Genomic DNA, 19851 nt, shown 5'->3' on the forward strand with positions numbered 1-19851 from the left:
AAGGAGGAACAGACGTGAGCAAATTGTGGGGCGGCCGGTTTACGAAACAGACGGATCAACTGGTTGAAAGGTACACGGCATCAATTACCTTTGACCAAGTGATGGCAGAAGAAGATATTGAGGGCAGTTTAGCCCACGTGACGATGCTGGGGAAATGCGGTATTTTGCCAGAGGCGGACGTTGAAAAAATTAAAGACGGTCTGCATCAGGTGCTGCAGCAAATCCGACGCGGCGATATGGATTATTCGGTATCGGATGAAGATATTCATATGAATATCGAGAAGACGTTGATCGATCTAATCGGCCCTGTTGGAGGCAAGCTGCATACAGGGCGGAGCCGCAATGACCAAGTGGCGACAGATATGCACTTGTATTTGCGCAAGCGGGTTGTCATGTTCGTCGATTTGCTTGGTCAGTTGCAAGGAGCGCTATTGAAGCAGGCGGAAGCAAACTTGGATACGATTGTGCCAGGTTACACGCATTTGCAACGGGCGCAGCCCATCTTGTTCGCCCATCACTTGATGGCGTACGTGTCCATGTTCGAGCGCGATATTGAGCGGTTCGTTGACAGCTATAAGCGGATTAATACACTTCCGCTAGGGGCAGGAGCGTTGGCGGGAACGACGTTCGCCATCGATCGTCATTTTGTTGCTGCGGAATTAGGGTTTGATCGGGTGTACGAAAATAGTCTGGATGCAGTAAGTGATCGGGATTTTATCGTCGAGTTTCTGTCTAATTCGTCGCTCGTTATGATGCACTTGTCTCGCTTGTGTGAGGAGCTTGTGTTGTGGTCGAGCACTGAATTTCAATTCGTGGAGCTGGACGATGCGTTTTGCACAGGCTCCAGCATTATGCCGCAGAAGAAGAATCCGGACGTTGCCGAGCTTGTGCGCGGTAAGACAGGACGTGTGTACGGTCATCTCGTTGGTATGCTGACAGTGCTCAAGGCGTTGCCGCTTGCCTATAACAAAGATATGCAGGAAGACAAAGAGGGCATGTTCGACACGGTGGAAACGTTGGAAGGTGCGCTGCGTTTGTTCACGCCGATGGTTGAGACGATGAAGGTGAACCGTGATCGCATGCGTCAAGCCGTTCGCCAAGATTTCTCGAATGCAACGGACATTGCAGACTTCCTTGTTAACAAAGGATTGCCATTCCGTCAGGCGCATGAAGTAATCGGCAAGACGGTATTGTACTGCATACAGCAGAACAAATACTTGCTTGATTTATCCTTGGATGAATTCAGGCAGTTCTCGACCTTATTCGACGAGCGCATTTACGATGTGTTGCAGCCGGAAAATGTCGTGAATGCTCGTGACGTGTATGGCGGTACTGCGGCTGTGCAAGTTACAGCGGCTATCGAGCGTGCGGGTTCTGCGTTGAGCAATACCTTATCATGGGTGCAGCAGCACGCATCAACAAGATCATAGTGGTGAACGCTCTAATCATATAATCGATATGCTTAGCATGTATCGCATAGTAGGAAGAATACAATTGTACAAGGAGCAGCACGCGTTAATAGCGTCCCGTGAGACGCTGACGCGTGCTGCTCTTTTTTGCTGGCTTGTTGCTGCATACACATAGAGCCCTACGACAATCACCTAGGGCTCTTACGCTGTTGCCTATTACTTCGCCTCGTTCATATTTTCCAGTCCGTAGTCTTCGATCTGAATGTGTGATTCGATTTTAATTGTGGACTTTTTAAAATGCTCGGGCCAATTTTGCTTCAATTTGTTCCATTGTTGCGGATATTTCATATTCAGCTCAGTGCCAAAGCCGACAACATCAGCTTGATACTTGTCTTGAATAAGCGTCAACACTTCTCGTACCATTTTCGTTACTTCTTGCTCGACTTTACGTTCCGATTCTCGAATGATTTTATTTACCTGCTCATCGTCATTCGTAATTTGCATCGGTCGCAGTTCTTCGGAAATCCGCCCCCGGGAACGAATGTTGACGTGAAATGAAATGTGCTCGCCTTCCACTTGTGGTGTAATCGTTGTGTTTAATTGTTTATTTTCATATACGAACAGGGGAGCGCCGTGATCATCATTAAGGCGCAGCAATCCGCCTGTTTTTTTGCCTGTCAGCCACGTAAGGCCTTGTAATTGTAACGGATTCAAATATCCAACTAACTTTTTCGTATCGCCTCTAATGATGCCCCCACCAAAAAAGGTAATCTTTCCTTTATCTACAGCTAAGGTCTGCACCATAAAGCTTGAATGGTTAAGCAGCTTGCCCATCGTCTTTTGTATCGTTAATACCGGAAGAATTCGGGTGGAGCGATACTGGTTGTCTGCAATATTTGTCACGATATTCGTCGGTATTTCGGTGCCATCCACATCCAGTGTTTTGCTTGCTTCCCCTTTTGAAAGAAGAACAATGCTGCTTTCGCGGAATCCCTCATCACGGTAAAAAAAGTTCAGCGTTGTAATCAAATCTCGCTTCTGGGCGAACTTTTCGCTAATAAGCAACACCTTAATATGCTCTCCGAAAATAGGGTTTGCTTCTAAGGCAACACGCCGTGTTAATTCATGCGACGTTTCACCGATACGTGTAATATTGGAGTATGGCTTCGTACCAGGAGAGCCTCCCTGTAAGCCAGCAGCAATCTTAGGGATTACGAGCTGATACGTTAATTTTATACGCTGATCCGGTCGGGTCTGTAGTAGAGACGCATCGATCGCCTTACTATCGTCAGCTGTATCTATCCCTACTCCTGTTGTAAAGGAAAGCTCGTCAATTTGACGGCTATCCCAGCATCCTGTCAATAAACTCAGCACCACAGCCGCTAGTATGCATATTCTACGTGTGTTAAGACTGCGCTTCATGATTCGCTTTCCCCCGTATCCAGTACATAAAAATGAGCAATAACGGAACAACGATAACGATTCCGTAAAACATCCATTCGATGTAACGTAGAAGCTTGAACAACGAAAATACGCTGCGTGGAATCATGGCTAACAGATAAATGATCGGCATGATCAGGAATACTCCGCCAAGGGGCTTGGCTATGTATACTTTTAACGCCCTTACGATGAAATAATGATACATGACGTAAGCCGTATATATTTGCATAATCCATACTGCCATAAGGAATGAATCAAAGCGCTCGAAGAGAAGGCCTGTGTATTCAAATGAACGAATAAGCGATATCGTCGGCCATAGGACCGTTTTCGTCACTTCGACACCTAGTCCTCCGATAACAGCTAAATAGGTGAAAAAATATATCGCTGTCGGAACGCCAATTCCATACCAGACCGCACGGGGAGCTCGGGATGGATTGGTTAGAAAAGCAGGCAAAATAAGCAGCGCTTCAATCCCGATAAACGAGGTGAAAGCGGGATCGAAGCCCGCTACAATCGGGATAATGCCATGCGATAGGGCAGGACGCAAATGCTCAATATCAAACGTTTTTAAGCTGAGCAGGAGGCAACCAAACAGGACGAGTACCGTTATCGGCAATAAAATGCCGAATAACCGTGCAATGGCCCCCAGCTCGCCAAAAACGATATAGACTGCGGCCATCATCATCACGATGATAATAACCGATTTGGGTGTTTGCTCGAGTAAAAATAAATCGACCACCTCGGCAAGTACTCTGACTTCATAGCTGGCCATTCCGATAAAAAAGACGATCATAAAGCCAACCAAAATGCGTCCTAACCATTTTCCGATTAGGAGCTGGCTGTACTCAAATACCGTTAATCCCGGGAATTTGTTGCTAATATAGACCATTAAGTAGCCGATGCCGATACAGATCAAGCCTGTTAAAAAGATCGAAATCCAACCGTCGGGTGTATCCATGCTCATAGACATATTGCGCGGCAGCGATAAAATAGCTGTGCCTAAAATGTTGTTGGCAAGGATGATTGACATTTGCGGCGTATTAATTTTATTGTGTTTCGTGCCGCTGTCAACTAAGTTCATACTTGATGTCACCCCTTATCGCTCTTATCACCTGGAGATGGTGGTTGTCTGTCTCTGTTTTTCGATTTAAGCATTTTTGGTCGCATCACCATTTTGAAGATGGGAAAACGGACAATGAAATCTTCCCAGTCATTTGTCCGAAAAGTCGCCGCAGGAGAGACATAAGGAACACCGAAACTTTTTAACTTTACGACATGTGCTGTCAGTACAATGAAGAACATAATGACACCGTACAGGCCTAGTGTAGCAGCACAGAACATGACCAAAAACCGCAGCATCCGAATCGATATACTTAACACATATTGTGGGATCGTAAAGGAAGAGATGGCGGTTAGTGCTACAACAATAATCATAATAGGGCTGACGAGATGGGCCTCAACAGCCGCAGTGCCGACCACTAGACCGCCAACGAGCACGACAGAGCCGACAGGTACGGGTAAGCGTAAACCTGCCTCGCGCAGCACTTCGATTGATATTTCCATCATGAGAGATTCCACTAATGGAGGAAAAGGTACTCCTTCCCTCGTTCCAGACATGGATATAGCCAGCTTGGTCGGAATTAAGCCTTGATGGAATGAAATAAACGCAATATAGATGGCTGGGCCAAACAAGGCGACGAATGCTGCTAAATAGCGCAACATGCGTGTCAATGAACCTGGAAGCCACCTATCATAGTAGTCTTCGGGTGTTTGCAGCATCATATTGAAGGTAACAGGTGCGATCAGGGCGAACGGGGACCCGTCCACCATAATGGCGACGCGCCCTTCTAGCAGTGCAGCGATCACGCGGTCTGGGCGCTCTGTGTTTTGGAGCTGTGGGAAGGGGGACAAGTAGTTGTCCTCAATCCACTGCTCGATATAGCCTGTCTCCGGTATATCGTCAGCTTGAATCGTATCGATTCTGCGTTTCACTTCTTCAACCAAATCAGGCTCGGCAATGTCTTTAATGTAGAATAGAGCGACCTTTTTGCGATTGCGTTCCCCGAGCTCAAAGCCTGATACGGTAAAGTTTGGATCATTTATCCGATCGCGCAAAATGGTCGTGTTTGCCCGCAGCGATTCAATAAAACCTAAGCGAGGCCCACGTACTAAAGGCTCGGATGGAGGATCTTCTATGCTTCGCATCAACTTCGCCTTTGTACCGAGCACAATGGCCGTAGCCGAGCCATCTATTAACAAGATGGACGAGCCCGTAAGTAAGCACGTAACCAAGTGCTTAATGTCGTTCGTATCTTCAATTTCACTCAGTGGAATCCAAGTGTTCTTTAAGCTGCGTGCAAGCTGATCGCCATTCATCACATCTGCACCGATGTCGCTTGCCTCTGCCCGCATAAGCGGCTCCAACACAAACTGATTAATGACAGCTTTATCAGCCAAACAATCCATGTAGAGCAGCATGGCATTATGCTTGCAAAATCCAAACGGACGCATGTACAGATCGGTGTTATGCCCGACTTGCTGACAAATGATATCCAAGTTGTCGTTGAGCGAGCGCTGTAACTGTTGCTCGCTATCTTTACCTGTGGCATGAGGTTGATGCAACAACTGGCATTGTGTGGGTTGATTTGCGACGGTCGGTTTGGATTTGATATCTCTCCATCGCTTCATAAAGCGCTCGTTATGGCTAAGCCAGCTGAACAGCTTGTAAATAGAGTACGGAATAATAAAGCTAGCTAACGCTTCTACCCAAGTTAAAAAAGTAGGAGGCTGCACATATTTCATCATTGTTATCACCTGTCGTTAGCATGTGCTGTTCAGCTAGGAATATGCAGAAATAAGCATCTCCCTCTTCTAAGGCAAGAAGAAGGAAATGCTTATAGCGTCAACCGTAAACATTCGTTAGCCCCATTAAAAATTAGGGCCGTTAACACCGTCTTCCAACAAAGGGCCTTGCTCTTGTTTAGGTAAGGTTGGAGGCAACGTAGCATCGCCGGTATTTATCGCAATTAGGGTAGGCTGTGGTCGATATGTATCTACGGATATTTTTTCGCGTGCGACTGTTTTTCCATGTACGATCTTAATGCGGTATGTTTCTACTTTGTAGCCCTTTTTCCCTTTTTGCAGTGTTTCATGTTCACCGATAGGTAGGTTCGGATTTTTAACGTACTTCACGGTCGGCTCAAGCACTTTGATCGTTTTGGTCTCCATTTTGTAAGAAACGCTTGGGTCCATCGTTCCGAATAGTTTAATTTTCAGACGATCATTTTCCGTTGCGGTGCGAATAAGTAAGTGTTTGCCTGTTGTGTTGCGAAATCTAAAATTGATGTATCCTTCGGAAAAGGTGGCATCAAGCCCGAGTGGCAAGTACGTCACTGGGAGTGAATGATTGCGACGTTCTACAATTTCCAAGCCTGTTCTAAGAACGGCATTGTACAGCGTACTGGACACTTGGCATATGCCTCCGCCAATGCCGGGGACGAGCTTGCCGTTATAAATGACGGGTGCTTCTTTGAATCCATACCGACGTGCAGTTTCCTCGATGACATTGTTATAGTCAAATATAGCGCCTGGTTTGAGGGTCGTATCATGCACCGTTTTGGAAGCTGCTGTGACGTTATGAGTTCGGCCATCCTCTGCGATAGGAAATACAGTCGAAAACTCGATAATTTTACGATCAATCCCTTCTGCTTTCAGGGACTGTACCGTTTCAGGTGGAGAAGTAATGACAAGTGGCATTTCAATTTGGATCGTGCCGCCATTTTTCCACGCGTGTGGAATCGAAGTGCGGATAAGTTGGACGAGCTGTTGTCGGTCAATGCGATACACCTTTTTTTCCTCTACGTATTCCACTTGATCCTTTTCCGTTATCCGTCTTGTGGCGTTAATCGGCTTGCCGAAGGTCGTCATTTCCCAAGCAGGCGTAAAGCGCTGCTTCCAGACATTATCTTCCCACCGAAAAGAAAGATGCCACTCCTGTTTGAAATCCCATCTTGCCTTGAATCGCTCCCATAACGAGCCATGTTGTAATTTGTCCAGCGAGTTCCACAATTCCCTTACTTCGTAACGCACACCTAACTGAGAGAGTGTCGTGCGAACAGGGGGTGTATGGGCTTGCCCGAAGGCGAACACAATCGGTACGTTTTCTAATTGCTGCACACGTTCGTTTAATTGTTTACGAAACTTTTCGATAGGTGTACCTCCGATTTGCCAAGCGGACAAGCGAACTTCCGGCGGAACGGTCGTTTGTGAGACGTACGTATACGCCCATCCCCACAATGAGGTCGCAATAAGAAAGAGCAAAGCTACCGCGATAAATAGTGCATGTATTTTTTTCACGCTCAAGAACAGCCTCCTGCCACAGAAGAAATATGATGCCGAAAGGGACAAGCTCTTGTGGCAACCAGATGCGGATGCTTGTGTAAGGCGTCCCGTACTTCTTACTATATGCTTTCCATATGCAAAACTTTACTGTTGATTTATTCGACAATTTTGGTCTTTTTGGCTCGCCGAAATGTGAGCATTTCGTTAAAACATGTTGAAATTCGCGTCGTTTTAAAGGATTTGGAAAACAAGTGTCGAATACATAAGGGCTGATCATAATGACTTGGGAAGTGATATGTTTGATCGAAATGCAGGATGTTTGGAAAACGTACCAGGATGGATCACATGCTTTGCGTGGTGTTTCGGTGCGCATTGATAAGGACGAATTCGTATACTTGGTTGGGCCATCTGGTGCTGGTAAATCGACTTTTATGAAATGTATTTATAGAGAAGAGTTGCCGACTAAAGGACAAATTTACGTAAACAGCTTCAATATTGGCAGATTGAAGCAGCGTAAAATTCCGTTCGTACGCCGTAACATTGGCGTTGTGTTTCAAGATTTTCGTCTGCTGCCAAAGCTGACAGCTTATGAAAATGTAGCGTTCGCAATGGAGGTTATTGAGGCTCCAACGCGTGCGATTAAGCGTCGTGTGCCTGAAGTGTTGGAGCTTGTTGGTTTGAAGCATAAACTGAACAGCTTGCCATCGCAGTTATCGGGCGGTGAACAACAGCGTGTAGCTATTGCGCGCGCCATTGTAAACAATCCGTCTGTCATCGTAGCGGATGAGCCGACAGGCAACTTGGACCCTGAGACATCGTGGGAAATTATGAAGCTGCTAGAAGAGATTAATTACCGCGGCACAACGATTATTATGGCTACACATAACAAAGAAATCGTAAATACGATGCGCAAGCGCGTTATTGCCATTGAGCATGGTCATATTGTTCGCGACGAAGTGCGGGGGGAATACGGCTATGACCTTTAACACAGTAACCCGTCATTTGAAAGAAGGCGGCAAAAATGTTGTTCGCAATGGTTGGATGTCATTTGCGTCCGTTAGTTCAATTGTAATTTCGCTCTTTATTTTAGGCGTGTTTATGCTGCTGTCGTTGAATGTGAATGTACTGACACAGCAGATTGAAAATCAGGTGCAAGTTCGTGTCTTTTTAAACAATATTGATAAAAAGCAAATCGAACTGTTGGAAGTGGACATCGGCAATATGTCAGAGGTAAGCAAAGTGACGTTCGTCTCGAAGGCTGACGGCATGAAGCTGTTGCAAGAAAGCTTGGGCGAGGACGGGAAAGACTTGCTAAGTGGGTATACGGATGCGACAAATCCTTTGCCGGATTCTTTTACAGTGGAAGTATATGAGCCCAAAACGATTGCTATCGTTGCCAAAAAGATAGCCGCAGTCAATGAAACGAACAGTGCAAAGCCGATCTTAAAAGTGCAGTATGGCAAAGGCACGGTAGAGAAGCTATTTACGTTTACGGATGCGGTGGAAAGCGTCGGTCTGATTATCGTAATCGGTCTGGGTATTACGGCGATGTTCCTCATTTCCAATACGATTAAAGTTACGATAATGGCGCGTCAGCGTGAAATTAGCATCATGAAGCTGGTCGGAGCGACAAATTCATTTATTCGTTGGCCGTTCTTTATCGAGGGAGCTTTGCTCGGTTTGCTCGGTTCACTCGTGACAATTGGAATTTTGTTTTTTGGCTATTATCGACTTGTGTACGCTACTAATATCGAAATGGGTCTGATGATGATCAAGTTGCTTCCGTTGCAGGACATTTGGTTATCAGTAGGCGGTATTATTTTAGGTCTAGGTGTCGTGATCGGCATTTGGGGAAGTATGATTTCGATTCGTAAATTTTTAAAAGTGTAACGGCTCAGATGGGAGGAACCATGTTCATGCAGCAACAGCACAACAAGTGGAAGCGAAAATATGCTGGGCTTCTTGTCAGCTTTGCCATCCTGTTTACTATGGCACCACCATCAGCAGGAGCAGCATCAGAATTAGATAAAGTAAATAAACAAATTAAGCAGATCCAACGTGAAAGATGGGCTGCTGAAAAAAAGAAGCAAGCGTCAGAGCAGCAAGTGGCGCAGGCAGAGAAGCAAATCATCAAGACTGAGGCGGATTTGCAATATGTGAACAATCTTATTAACTCCGAAACGAAGAAAATGTACGAACTGTCGGGGCAAATCGATGACACGGAGTATAAATTAGAAGAGGCGGCTCTTGAAGTTGAGGAACTAAATTCACGAATCAAATCGCGTGAAAAGTTGCTTGATTCACGTGTGAGTTTAATGTACACCAACGGGTTCGTGTCCTATTTAGACGTCTTATTCAATGCGACAAGCTTCTCCGACTTCTTGGATCGAATCGACTCTTTGCAACTGATCGTATCGCAGGATAAAGAGATTTTAGAGGTTCAACGACAAGAAAAGCAGTTGAGTGCAGCAAAGAAGCAGGAAATCGAAGTTGATTTGAAGCACTTGGAGCTGCTGTATACGAAGCGGGACAAGACGAAGCGCGAATTGATGATCAAGCAAAAAGAGAAAAAAGTCATGATTGCTGGCTATCAGGAGCAAAAAGAAAGTGCGCATGGAGCGTCCGAAGAACAGGATCGCATGTTGATGGACTTTGCCAAGAAGCGCGCAGAGTTGTATGATAAAAAAAATCGTCTCATAGAAAAGAGCAGGAAAGCCAAGGCGATCGCGGGCGCGAATACGAAGAAAAGTACAAGATACACGTATACGGGTGGTAAACTCGGTATGCCGTTACAGAGCAAGCATTATATATCATCGGGATTTGGCGGTCGAAGAGATCCGATTTCAGGCAGACGTGGTGCATTCCACGGCGGACTGGATATGGCAGCTCCACGTGGTACGGCGATTCATGCTGCTGAGAACGGTGTTGTAACCGTAGCAGGATGGCAAGGTGGCTTCGGTAATACGGTCATCATTAACCACGGCAATAATTTGTGGACTCTTTATGCACATATTGATAGAGGCGGCATATTAGTATCAGAGGGCCAAGAGGTCAAACGTGGTCAACAAATCGCGAAGGTAGGGACAACAGGCTATTCGACGGGATACCACTTGCATTTTGAAGTGCGTGTAAATGGAGAACGAGTCGACCCTGCAAATTATCTCAAATAATGTTGAACGAATATGCATATACTAATAAGGATTGAACAAACGCAGACAAGTTGGATTTGACGAAGGCGGTGATCTGATGGCGTTCAAAGGACGAACAGTTGCGCTCCTCGTAGGAGCAGCAGTACTTGTAAGCAGTACATTGACGATGACAGCAATGGATTTGCCCATATTTGCAAGCGGAGGACAAGCTAGCGCGAACAGTACCGGATTATCGCAGCCAGAACTGCATAAGCTGAATGCGGCGCTGTCCATTATCGAGAGTAAATACTATACACCGGTGGATCGCGAGAAGCTGGTGAATGGGGCTGTGCATGGCATGATTTCGTCGCTTGATGATCCGTATTCCTCTTATATGGAGAAGGAAGAGGCGGAGCAGTTTAATACGAGTATCGAGGGCGCTTTTACAGGCATCGGTGCTGAAGTGACGACTGAAAATGGTCAAGTAACCGTTATTTCGCCGATTAAAGGCTCGCCTGCTGAAAAGGCGGGTGTTCGTCCGAAAGACGTGCTGTTGTCTGTTAACGGTGAGAGCTTAAAAGGGAAGACGTTAAGCGAAGCAGTAGCCAAGATTCGTGGACCGAAAGGGACAAAAGCGAAGCTTGAGGTATTGCGGAGTGGTATTTCGAAACCAATCGAAATCGAGGTCGTGCGTGACCAGGTAGATATGGAAACGGTATATCCGAAAATGATGGACGGTCAAATCGGATACATTGAAGTCCGCCAATTTGCCATGAACACGCACAAGCGGTTCGAGGAAGAATTGGTGAAGCTAGAGAAGCAAGGTATGAAAGGACTCATTATTGATGTACGGAACAATCCAGGTGGTGTACTGGAAGTCGTACAGGATATGACAGAGCACTTTGTACCGAAAGGCAAATTAATTAATCAGGTTGAATACCGCAATAAGGAGCGCGACAAATTCGTCTCCAAAGGTACGGACAAAGTTAAACCGTATCCGATTGCGGTGTTGACGAATAAAGGCAGTGCCAGCGCATCGGAAATTATCGCAAGTGCGTTGAAGGAATCAGCTGGAGCGAAAATCGTGGGTGAGCATACGTTCGGCAAAGGAACGGTGCAATCCAGCTACACGACGAAGGCAGCTGAGGGCAGTCTCATTAAGGTGACTATTGCGAAATGGCTTACGCCAGAAGGCAATTGGATACATCAAAAGGGGCTTGAGCCCGACGTTTCGGTTCAGCAGCCAGATTTCTATCATGCAGCTCCTGTCTCGCGTGAGAAGACGTTGAAGCTTGATATGAATGATGCCGATGTGAAAAATGTGCAAGTGATCTTGAACGGACTGGATTATAAAACGGACCGTAAAGATGGCTATTTCTCACAAGGAACGGCTACTGCGTTGAAACAGTTCCAACGCGCGCATAAGCTGTCTGAAACAGGCGAAGTCGATGCAAAGACAGCCGAGCAGCTGGAGCAGGCGATTCTGGTAGCGATGAGAGAAACGAAAAACGACAAGCAGTTGCAGAAGGCAGTTGAAACACTGCAGAAGGAAATTCGCTAACTGTCGTCGAATACATGGAAGGTCGCAAGCTTCGGCTTCGGCCTTCTTTGCTGTTTCGAAATGATAGGTGCATTACAGGCATAGCCTTGCGTATTGTGCGTCGCTCGAACAATGCTGTGTGAGGCGTGGGATATAGAGAAAGCACAACAATAGAGGAAGAAAGGAGCGGATGAGGTGGAACTCGCAACCGAAATCGTCTATCAGGTGGCGGGAGCTTTATTACAGTGGCTGCTGTCGCCTTTTTACTGGCTGTCCATGCTGTTTATTGCTCTGTATTACAGGCGGCAAATTGTGATGGAACGCAGATTGTTTGCGGTGAAAATGCGCAGTTGGATCGAACAAACTTGGCATACGATGTTAGGTGGATTAATCGCGGGTCTAATCGTATCTGCAGCCGTGATCGGGCTAGGAATTACATTTTCGCGTGAGATTATGTTTGTTCTATGGGGACTAGCGCTATTATTTATGCTCATAAGAGTACGGTTTCTTTGCTTGGCTTATGCAGCGGGTGCGCTCGCGCTCATTCAGATGGGTCTAAATGTGTTCGCTCAAGGCTGGGTGCCTGAGGGATGGATGGGCACCGCGGTTCATGCGGTGCGCACGTTTGATGCTGCTGGGCTGCTTGTGCTAGTTGCGCTGCTGCACGCAGCAGAGGCGTGGTTGATTCGCAAGCAGGCAGTGCGCTTCGCTAGTCCTCTCTTCTTGGAGAGCAAGCGGGGGCGTATCGTCGGAGCGTACCAAATGCAGAGCATGTGGCCTGTGCCGCTATTTATGTTATTTCCGACGATGACTGCGGGAACAACGATACCGTGGACGCCGCTGTTTGGTGGCGATGTATGGCTCCAAGGGTGGAGCGTAATCGCATTCCCGATCGTGATCGGCTTCTCCGAGCTGACGTTTACACGGCTACCGCAGGAAAAGGCGTCTGTTAGCGCTTCGAGGCTATTCGCTTACGCAGCTGTGCTGCTGGCGCTTGGCTTAGCAGCTAAGTTCTGGGCGCCGTTACTGCCTGTAGCGGCTATAATGGCTGTGGTGCTGCACGAAGGGCTAATCTGGTTTAGCCGCCGTGAGGAGATTGAGCGCAGCCCGATATTTACGCATGACGGTCGTGGCTTGCGCGTGTTGGCGGTACTGCCGGATAGTCCGGCGGCTGAGCTTGGTATTCGCACTGGCGAAGTTATTGTGAGGGCGAACGGGATTCAGGTACGCACGAAGGAGCAGTTGCATCAGGCGCTGCGTGCCAATGCTGCTTTTTGCAAGCTTGAGGTGCTGAATTACGCAGGCGAGGTGCGCTTTTTGCAGCGAGCGCTATATGCGGGCGAGCATCACCAATTAGGGGCGCTGCTGGCGCCGGACAACCGCGTATCGTATGTCGCGGTTGCACGTCAGCCTTCGCTGTTCGCACTGCTACTCGTTGCGCCTTGGCGGCAAGCGAGAAATAGAAAGGCGGAGCGTGCTGACGAGCAGGTAGCAGCCACCTCTGAAATGGCGGATTCGGGTGGTGTAGCGATTGTATCAGAGGTGAGCAGCTTGGATAGCTCATACAACTCACATAGCTCGAATAGTCTAGATAGCTCGGATATCCCGGGTGGTATGGGTAGCTCGGGAAGCCGGGATAGCCTAAGTAGCCCGGATAGCTTAAGTAGTTCGAGTAGCGAAGAAACTACGCAGCCCCTACCACGACGTGGAGCTAACAAAGGGAAAAAACAGGACGGCGGAGCAGAGGTTAGCTCGTCGGTCTAATAACAAACGCACAAGTACGTACCGGAATGGTACAAACTTGTGCGTTTCTTTGTTCCGCATATGTGATATAGTATGTGTCCCATGTATATGAACGGACCATGACACAGTATGAATCTTTTTTTATTGTCCACATGTGCAACCTAAACGAGCAAACGTTGCTCAGTTGTTAACTGTGGACAACATTTTTGAAAACGAATAAATTGTATACAGACTTGTTAACAATCTGTTGATAATGTGGTTAACATTGTGTATAACTCGAATATTACTGTGAGTAAACTGTGAGTGACTGACTTTTTCACCATCCGATACGTGTCAAAAAGGCAAGTTATGCACGCGTTTTCAACAAAAGGTGAGTAACTAGTTATTTATTTTGTAAACGTTCTCTATTTATTAACAGGTTACACAGAATGAACAGACTGTGGCGTTGGTGAACGCCGTCCGACATGTCCAAAATGTGCAGAATCTGTGGATTGTTCATATGTTGCAACATCGGGTGAAATATGTGGTGTGAAGCAAACCGCGTAATGATTGTCCGCTAACCATTGTTTATTGGGTGCAGTTGTTCGGCATTGTTCAACGGCTTGCGGGCAGCGAGGAGCGAAAGCACACCTATTTTCAGTCGATAATATCCCTTCATTGACGTTTGGCTCTAGCAAAAACTTCGTGGGCTGCTGCATAAATTGCCGTAGATCGGAATTTACAGCGACGAGTGCCCGTGTATAAGGGTGGCTCGGCTCACAGAGAACTTCGTTTGCGGGTCCCATTTCCACTATTTTTCCCCGATACATAACCGCAATTCGATCACACATACTACTAGCTGTCGTTAGATCGTGCGTAATAAGTAAAATCGTTAGTTGCAACTTCTGCTTCAACTGTAACAATAGTTGTAAAATATCGTTGCGTACCGCTTCATCAAGCATAGATGTGGGCTCATCCGCAATAAGAAACGCTGGCTCTAAGATTAGGGCTCTAGCTATTGCGACCCGTTGCCTTTGCCCACCACTTAGCTCATGTGGATAACGATGCACAAAGTCTGCGATTGGAGTAAGACCGACGGCTGACAGCATGTCCATCGCTTTTTCAACTTGCTGTTGCTGCGATAGCTGTCTCATATGCGTTTGCACCGGCTCTAATAACAGCTCTAACGTACTCATATCGGGATTCAACGTATCGTAAGGATCTTGGAAAATCATTTGCATGCTGCTGCGCAGCAGTTCGATTTGCTTACGCTCTCCATGTAACAGATCGGTGCCTTGAAAAAAGATGCGTCCACTACTAGGCTTCACTAGATCGATCAACATGCGACCTAAAGTGGATTTTCCGCTACCGCTCTCCCCAATCAGGCCAACGATTTCTCCTTGGTGGATATGGAGATCCACGCCTGCCACGGCTGCTTGCTGCTGTTTGCTATTGTCATTGCGCCGTCGGAAAAAAGAGCGCAGCGACCGTTTGGCAAACGTTTTGTGCAGTTGTTCGATGTGGACGATTTTAATTTGTTCTAACATCTCTTTACTGTGCGCCGCTTGTACCGCATGCACCGCTTGTGCATGCGGTTGGCTATTAAGGCTTGTTTGCGTGTTCGTCTTCTTATTGCTGTTATTGGTACTCGCGTTCGTACTGATGTTCGTGCTCATGTTCGCACTCGTGTGCTTGCTCGCGGTCAGATGGTATGTGAGTTCGCTTGCTGCGCCACTGGAAACTATTTTTCCAGCTTGCATGACCGCTATTCGATCACAAATTTGGGTCACTAGAGGCAAATCATGCGATACAAACAGCACGGCCAACTGATGCTCCACTTGCAGTTGTTTGAGCAGAGCGACAATTTGTGATTGAATGATGACGTCCAAGCCCGTCGTGGCCTCATCACAAATGATTAAATCAGGCTGGCACGCCAACGCCATTGCAATCGCAATCCGCTGCTTCATGCCACCGCTGAACTGATGCGGATAATCATTGCCACGTTCGCTGCCCACGGCCACCGTATCTAACAATTGCCGCATACGTGTCTGTGCAAGCGCGCGCGAGACATGCTCGTGTCGCAAAATAACTTCTACGATCTGCTCCCCGACCGTGCAGACCGGATTAAGTGCATTCATCGCACTTTGTGGAATGACCGAAATACGTGCCCAACGGACACGGTTCAACTCCTTTTCCGATGCTTGGAGCAAGTCGATGCCGTCAAACCAAGCTGCGCCAGATACATGGCAGCCAGCAGGTTCCAGCAAGCGAAGCAAGGAACGAATGATCGTGCTTTTGCCACAGCCGGAAGGGCCGATTAAGCCCAGCATTTCACCGCGCTCGATTGTAAACGACACGTCGTCAACCGCTTTGACCGTATGGCCGTTATGCTCGAAGCAAGTTGTAAGGTGAGAAACGGTAAGCAACGGTTCCATTACATTCTTCCTTTCTGCAATCTCGGTTGCGAAGCCTCTTCTACTGCATAGCCAGCCATCGCGAATCCAACGACTAGCGTAGTAATTAATAAACCAGGAGGTAAGATCCACCACACCCAAGCCTCTGTCAAAAATGCACCGCGTGCTTGTGCGTAAAATAGGACGGAGCCCCAGCTCTTTGTCAGTGGATCGCCTAAGCCAAGAAAGCTTAACGACGCTTCAGATAAGATGGCATGGCTTGCTGCCATAATCCATTGCGAAGCGATAACAGGCAGCACACCTGGTAGCAAATGCTTGTACAAAATGACGAAATGAGGCGTCCGCATTGATTTGGCGGCCTCGATATAGCCGCGTGTCTTGATGGACATCACTTGCGCTCGGATAATGCGCGCGGGGCTTGCCCAAGACAGCAGACCAATTACGAGTATCATGTTCCAGAAGCTCGGCCCGACAAATGCGGATAGCATAATCATAAGTGGCAAAAATGGCACTACGAGTACAATATCAACCAGTCGCATGAAGCAAGTGTCGATGAATCCGCCAAAATAACCTGAGATGATGCCGATTACACATCCGACGCCAATGCCAAGCAATGAGGCTAGTATGCCAATTAGCAGCGATACACGTGTTCCCATAATGAGTTCGCTGAAAATGTCTTGCCCTGCGTCATTCGTTCCTAATAGAAATGCAGCACTAGGTGCCGCAAAGGGCGGCCCAACTTGTTCTGCTGGATCATAAGGTACGATTAACGGCCCAAATAGGGCGATAAGTACAAAAAAGATAAAAATACTTAATCCCACTAATGCTGCGTTATTTCGTCCAAACGCAGTCCATAGCGGGCTATTTCGCTTTACTATATTCATGATGGCCTCCCTACTCTCGGATCAAGTAGGGGATACAACATATCCGAGATGATGTTCGCCGCAAGCACGCTGAAGGTGAGCATGAGAAATGAGCTCTGAATCAGCGGGTAGTCGCGGCTTAATACAGCTTCAACCATTAGCTTGCCGATGCCCGGGTAAGAGAATACGGTCTCGATGACGGCAGCCCCGCCGAACATGAAGCCGATATTCAGCATAAATACGGTTGCCGTAGGCAGCAAGGCGTTGCGCATCGCATAGCGGTATTTCACCGTAGCCTCACGCAATCCTTTTGCTTTAGCTAGCAGCATATAATCTTCCTGTAAGACTTGAATCATGGAGGAGCGCATCGTCATATACAGCGTTGTCACTGACACAATTAAAGTAGCTGTCAGCGGCAGGGCGAGATGATAAGCGATGTCTTGCACGCGCGCCCAACCCTCATAGTTAGCCCAAGCTGTTTCTGCGCCGTATACGGGAAACCAGCCGAGCTTGCCAGCGAATACGGACACAAGCATCATGCCGATCCAGAACGACGGCATGGACGTTAAAAAGATAAAGAAAATCATCATATTCATATCGGTCTTCGTCCCACGCCTCCAAGCGGACAGAGAGCCTGCCAGCACGCCGATGATCGTCGAGATGACCATATTGGCACCTGCCAGCAGCAGCGTCCACGGAAGCCGCTCAGCTAACACTTCCGTGACAGGGCGCTTCTGTTGATAGGAAAAGCCTAAGTCGCCCTGCAACAACTGGCCTACGTAGTCCACATATTGAACGAGCAGCGGATCGTTCAATCCGTGCTCGTCCATAATAGCGGCCTTCTGTGTGGAAGTCATAAGGCCGACATCTTCGCCCGCTAAATACACGAGCGGGTTGCCAGGCATCATGCGCGGCAGCAAAAAGTTCAGCGAGGCAATGATCCATACGACGATGGCATATTGCAGCAGCTTGCGGGCGACAAAACGCGTACGTTCCATACTCATTTACGCGTATGGCTGTTGCCAGCTTGTTTATGCTTGGAGCGTTTGCGCAGCAGGAACACGGCAGCGAGGACACAGCCTGCTAGGACAAGCAATATGAGAAGCGATCGAGTGCTGCTGCTCGAGCTACTCGTGCTGCTCGTGTTGCTCGTTTCTACTTGAGCAGATGCGGTAGTCTTGCTTGCGTCCAAGTTCTCGCTTAGCTTCTCATTTGAAGTCTTGCTCGCTGCTCGGTTTGCATGGTCTGATGTTGCTACTAATGACCACTTATTCAAAATCCCTTTGCCTTGCTGGAATACATATTGATTAAAGGCCGTCGGATTGTACGCATTTACGATATGCTCGTAATATAGCGTGACGATTGGCGCGTCAGTTGCGATTAACGTTTGCATCGCTTGTAGCGTGCTCGTTCTTGCCGCGTTGTCATGTGTCTTTGCCAACTGTGCAGCAAGTCGATCGAACTCGGCGCTGCGATAGCCGCCTAAATTGGATGCGCCGATATCGGGATTAGAATGAAATAAGTCGACTAGGCGATCAGGAAATAGCTGCATCGTTGACGACCAGCTCCACATGGACAAGTCGAAATTACGCCCTTTTTTAACATCAAAATCAGGCCATACAAGCGCATCAACAGTCGTCATGTCCATTGATTTTACTTTGATGTTAATGCCCGTCTCTTTGAGCCAACCTGCTATCATTTCCGCTGAGCGAATACGTGCGGCTTTGCCTGAATAAACGAGCAGCTCAAGCTCTATTTTTTCCCCTTGTGCACCTTCCCGCCAGCCATCGCCGTTGCGATCAGTAAAGCCGGCGCTGTCTAGGATACGCTTCGCTTCTGCACGATCAGTTTTGACAGCTAAATCTCGTTTGTATTGCGGTGAGGACGGATGAATAAAGCCAGGATTACCAACAATGGCGCGGCCTAGTGTGATGGTATCCACAAGCTCCTGTGTATCAATGGAGCGGGTAACTGCCTGCCGAAATGCGGGCTCGCTCATCGGATATCGTTCATGGTTCATTAGCAACAAGCTTGTTGCTAAGCCTGCCCCTTGCTCTAATTTGAGCTTAGCGTTGCTTTCAAATTGACTCACAACTTCAGGTGACACAGTGGCTGCTACCGCATCTAGCTGTCCGGCAGTTAACGCCGTAAACAATGCTGTCTGGTCCTCGATGATCGGTAAAATAAGTTCCTTAGCCACAGGCTTTCCTTTAAAATAGTTCGCGTTGGCACTGAACTTATAATATTGACCAGCAACGTACTCATTCAAAATATAAGGGCCGCTACCCATCGGCTGCGTATGTTTCTCTGGTTCGGAAATAGCGCCCCACACATGTTGCGGAAGAATAGGCATATCCGCTAGTGGCTGAATCATAAAGTTAGGCTGTGGTTCAGTTAAGAGAAGGCTTAATTGATGGTTGCTTTGAACGTCTACCTTGGCAATCGCTTTTAGTGGATTCGTAAACCGAGATTTCGGATGCTGTAAAAAGTAATCGATCGTAAACTTCACGTCATGTGCGGTCAGAGGCTTGCCGTCAGACCACTTGACGTCTTGATGCAACGTGAGTTTAATCATTTTGCTGTCTGTGCTTACTTCGAATTGTTGTACGAGCCACGGCTTGGGGACATTTTGCGCGTCTAATTGAAACAAAGTGTCGTACATCAGATCAACCAAATCTCGGCCTGGCACACCCGTTACGTATGTATAGGGAGTTAAGCTGTTCTCGTCTTTCGTAATGCCGATTTTTAATGGTTGAGAAGCAGGCTTGGCCTGAACGGGCAATGCTGTAAATAGGGATGAACAGAGAAGGCAGCAGACTAGAGTCCGCAGTATAATTTTTCGGCTACATGGTTTGCGCAAATGTTACTCCTCCAATGGGAACAGAAATAAGATGTACAATGTTATTAGAAGCAGTATACAAGCGGGCATCGTTTTGGGCATGACTCTAAAGAGCTAGTGGAGCTTCTTTTTTGTGACCAAAAGTCGAACAATGT

14 protein-coding genes are annotated in these 19851 nt (G+C 47.4%); 6 read left to right on the plus strand and 8 right to left on the minus strand.

Going from position 1 to position 19851, the window contains the following annotated elements:
• Window positions 1-14 precede the first annotated feature (14 nt).
• A complete protein-coding gene (gene argH / locus KIK04_RS12415) occupies window positions 15-1430 on the plus strand; it encodes an argininosuccinate lyase (RefSeq protein ID WP_232278527.1) in 1416 nt (471 codons plus the stop codon).
• A gap of 195 nt (window positions 1431-1625) precedes the next feature.
• Here argH and KIK04_RS12420 read toward each other — a convergent pair whose 3' ends face one another.
• The 4 genes from KIK04_RS12420 to KIK04_RS12435 form a co-directional block, all read right to left on the minus strand.
• Window positions 1626-2831 (minus strand): Ger(x)C family spore germination protein, encoded by a 1206-nt coding sequence (locus KIK04_RS12420; protein ID WP_232278528.1) that lies wholly within the window; start codon window positions 2829-2831, stop codon window positions 1626-1628.
• Window positions 2815-3930, minus strand: coding sequence for a GerAB/ArcD/ProY family transporter (locus KIK04_RS12425; RefSeq protein WP_232278529.1), 1116 nt, complete (start codon window positions 3928-3930; stop codon window positions 2815-2817). Before KIK04_RS12425 ends, KIK04_RS12420 begins: the two co-directional genes overlap by 17 nt.
• A gap of 8 nt (window positions 3931-3938) precedes the next feature.
• Window positions 3939-5537 (minus strand): spore germination protein, encoded by a 1599-nt coding sequence (locus tag KIK04_RS12430; RefSeq protein ID WP_442951170.1) that lies wholly within the window; start codon window positions 5535-5537, stop codon window positions 3939-3941.
• Between the two features lie 240 nt (window positions 5538-5777).
• Window positions 5778-7205: a VanW family protein gene (locus KIK04_RS12435; RefSeq protein ID WP_232278712.1), complete on the minus strand. Its 1428-nt coding sequence runs from the start codon at window positions 7203-7205 to the stop codon at window positions 5778-5780.
• Between the two features lie 284 nt (window positions 7206-7489).
• Here KIK04_RS12435 and ftsE point away from each other — a divergent pair, with 284 nt between their 5' ends.
• The 5 genes from ftsE to KIK04_RS12460 all read left to right on the plus strand — a co-directional run bounded on the left by ftsE (window position 7490) and on the right by KIK04_RS12460 (window position 13622).
• Entirely contained in the window at window positions 7490-8176 is a 687-nt protein-coding gene (gene ftsE / locus KIK04_RS12440; RefSeq protein ID WP_232278531.1) for a cell division ATP-binding protein FtsE, read from the plus strand.
• Window positions 8166-9080, plus strand: coding sequence for a permease-like cell division protein FtsX (ftsX, locus tag KIK04_RS12445; RefSeq protein WP_232278532.1), 915 nt, complete (start codon window positions 8166-8168; stop codon window positions 9078-9080). The genes ftsE and ftsX overlap by 11 nt, the downstream gene beginning before the upstream one ends.
• Window positions 9081-9106: 26 nt before the next feature.
• Window positions 9107-10360: a murein hydrolase activator EnvC family protein gene (locus KIK04_RS12450; RefSeq protein WP_232278533.1), complete on the plus strand. Its 1254-nt coding sequence runs from the start codon at window positions 9107-9109 to the stop codon at window positions 10358-10360.
• Between the two features lie 76 nt (window positions 10361-10436).
• Window positions 10437-11879 (plus strand): S41 family peptidase, encoded by a 1443-nt coding sequence (locus tag KIK04_RS12455; RefSeq protein ID WP_232278713.1) that lies wholly within the window; start codon window positions 10437-10439, stop codon window positions 11877-11879.
• A 174-nt stretch (window positions 11880-12053) separates the two neighbouring features.
• Window positions 12054-13622 carry a PDZ domain-containing protein gene (locus KIK04_RS12460; protein ID WP_232274037.1) on the plus strand — a complete coding sequence of 523 codons (1569 nt, stop codon included), beginning with the start codon at window positions 12054-12056 and terminating at the stop codon, window positions 13620-13622.
• Window positions 13623-14020: 398 nt separating this feature from the next.
• On the opposite strand, the gene KIK04_RS12465 is transcribed toward KIK04_RS12460, so the two are convergent.
• The 4 genes from KIK04_RS12465 to KIK04_RS12480 are packed head-to-tail and all read right to left on the minus strand — an operon-like array spanning window position 14021 to window position 19717.
• Entirely contained in the window at window positions 14021-16015 is a 1995-nt protein-coding gene (locus KIK04_RS12465; protein ID WP_232274038.1) for a dipeptide ABC transporter ATP-binding protein, read from the minus strand.
• A complete protein-coding gene (locus KIK04_RS12470; RefSeq protein ID WP_232274039.1) occupies window positions 16015-16878 on the minus strand; it encodes an ABC transporter permease in 864 nt (287 codons plus the stop codon). Before KIK04_RS12470 ends, KIK04_RS12465 begins: the two co-directional genes overlap by 1 nt.
• Entirely contained in the window at window positions 16875-17861 is a 987-nt protein-coding gene (locus KIK04_RS12475) for an ABC transporter permease (protein WP_232274040.1), read from the minus strand. The genes KIK04_RS12470 and KIK04_RS12475 overlap by 4 nt, the downstream gene beginning before the upstream one ends.
• Window positions 17858-19717, minus strand: coding sequence for an ABC transporter substrate-binding protein (locus KIK04_RS12480; RefSeq protein ID WP_232274041.1), 1860 nt, complete (start codon window positions 19715-19717; stop codon window positions 17858-17860). Before KIK04_RS12480 ends, KIK04_RS12475 begins: the two co-directional genes overlap by 4 nt.
• Between the last annotated feature and the right edge of the window lie 134 nt (window positions 19718-19851).

The sequence above is a fragment of the Paenibacillus sp. 481 genome (assembly GCF_021223605.1).
GTDB lineage: Bacteria > Bacillota > Bacilli > Paenibacillales > Paenibacillaceae > Paenibacillus_B.

Coding starts and splice junctions, on each gene's coding strand:
- KIK04_RS12420 (WP_232278528.1), bottom strand. CDS start 2,831: ATGAAGCGCAGTCTTAACACACGTAGAATATGCATACTAGCGGCTGTG.
- KIK04_RS12425 (WP_232278529.1), bottom strand. CDS start 3,930: ATGAACTTAGTTGACAGCGGCACGAAACACAATAAAATTAATACGCCG.
- KIK04_RS12430 (WP_442951170.1), bottom strand. CDS start 5,537: ATGAAGCGATGGAGAGATATCAAATCCAAACCGACCGTCGCAAATCAA.
- ftsX (WP_232278532.1), top strand. CDS start 8,166: ATGACCTTTAACACAGTAACCCGTCATTTGAAAGAAGGCGGCAAAAAT.
- KIK04_RS12450 (WP_232278533.1), top strand. CDS start 9,107: ATGCAGCAACAGCACAACAAGTGGAAGCGAAAATATGCTGGGCTTCTT.
- KIK04_RS12455 (WP_232278713.1), top strand. CDS start 10,437: ATGGCGTTCAAAGGACGAACAGTTGCGCTCCTCGTAGGAGCAGCAGTA.
- KIK04_RS12465 (WP_232274038.1), bottom strand. CDS start 16,015: ATGGAACCGTTGCTTACCGTTTCTCACCTTACAACTTGCTTCGAGCAT.
- KIK04_RS12470 (WP_232274039.1), bottom strand. CDS start 16,878: ATGAATATAGTAAAGCGAAATAGCCCGCTATGGACTGCGTTTGGACGA.
- KIK04_RS12475 (WP_232274040.1), bottom strand. CDS start 17,861: ATGAGTATGGAACGTACGCGTTTTGTCGCCCGCAAGCTGCTGCAATAT.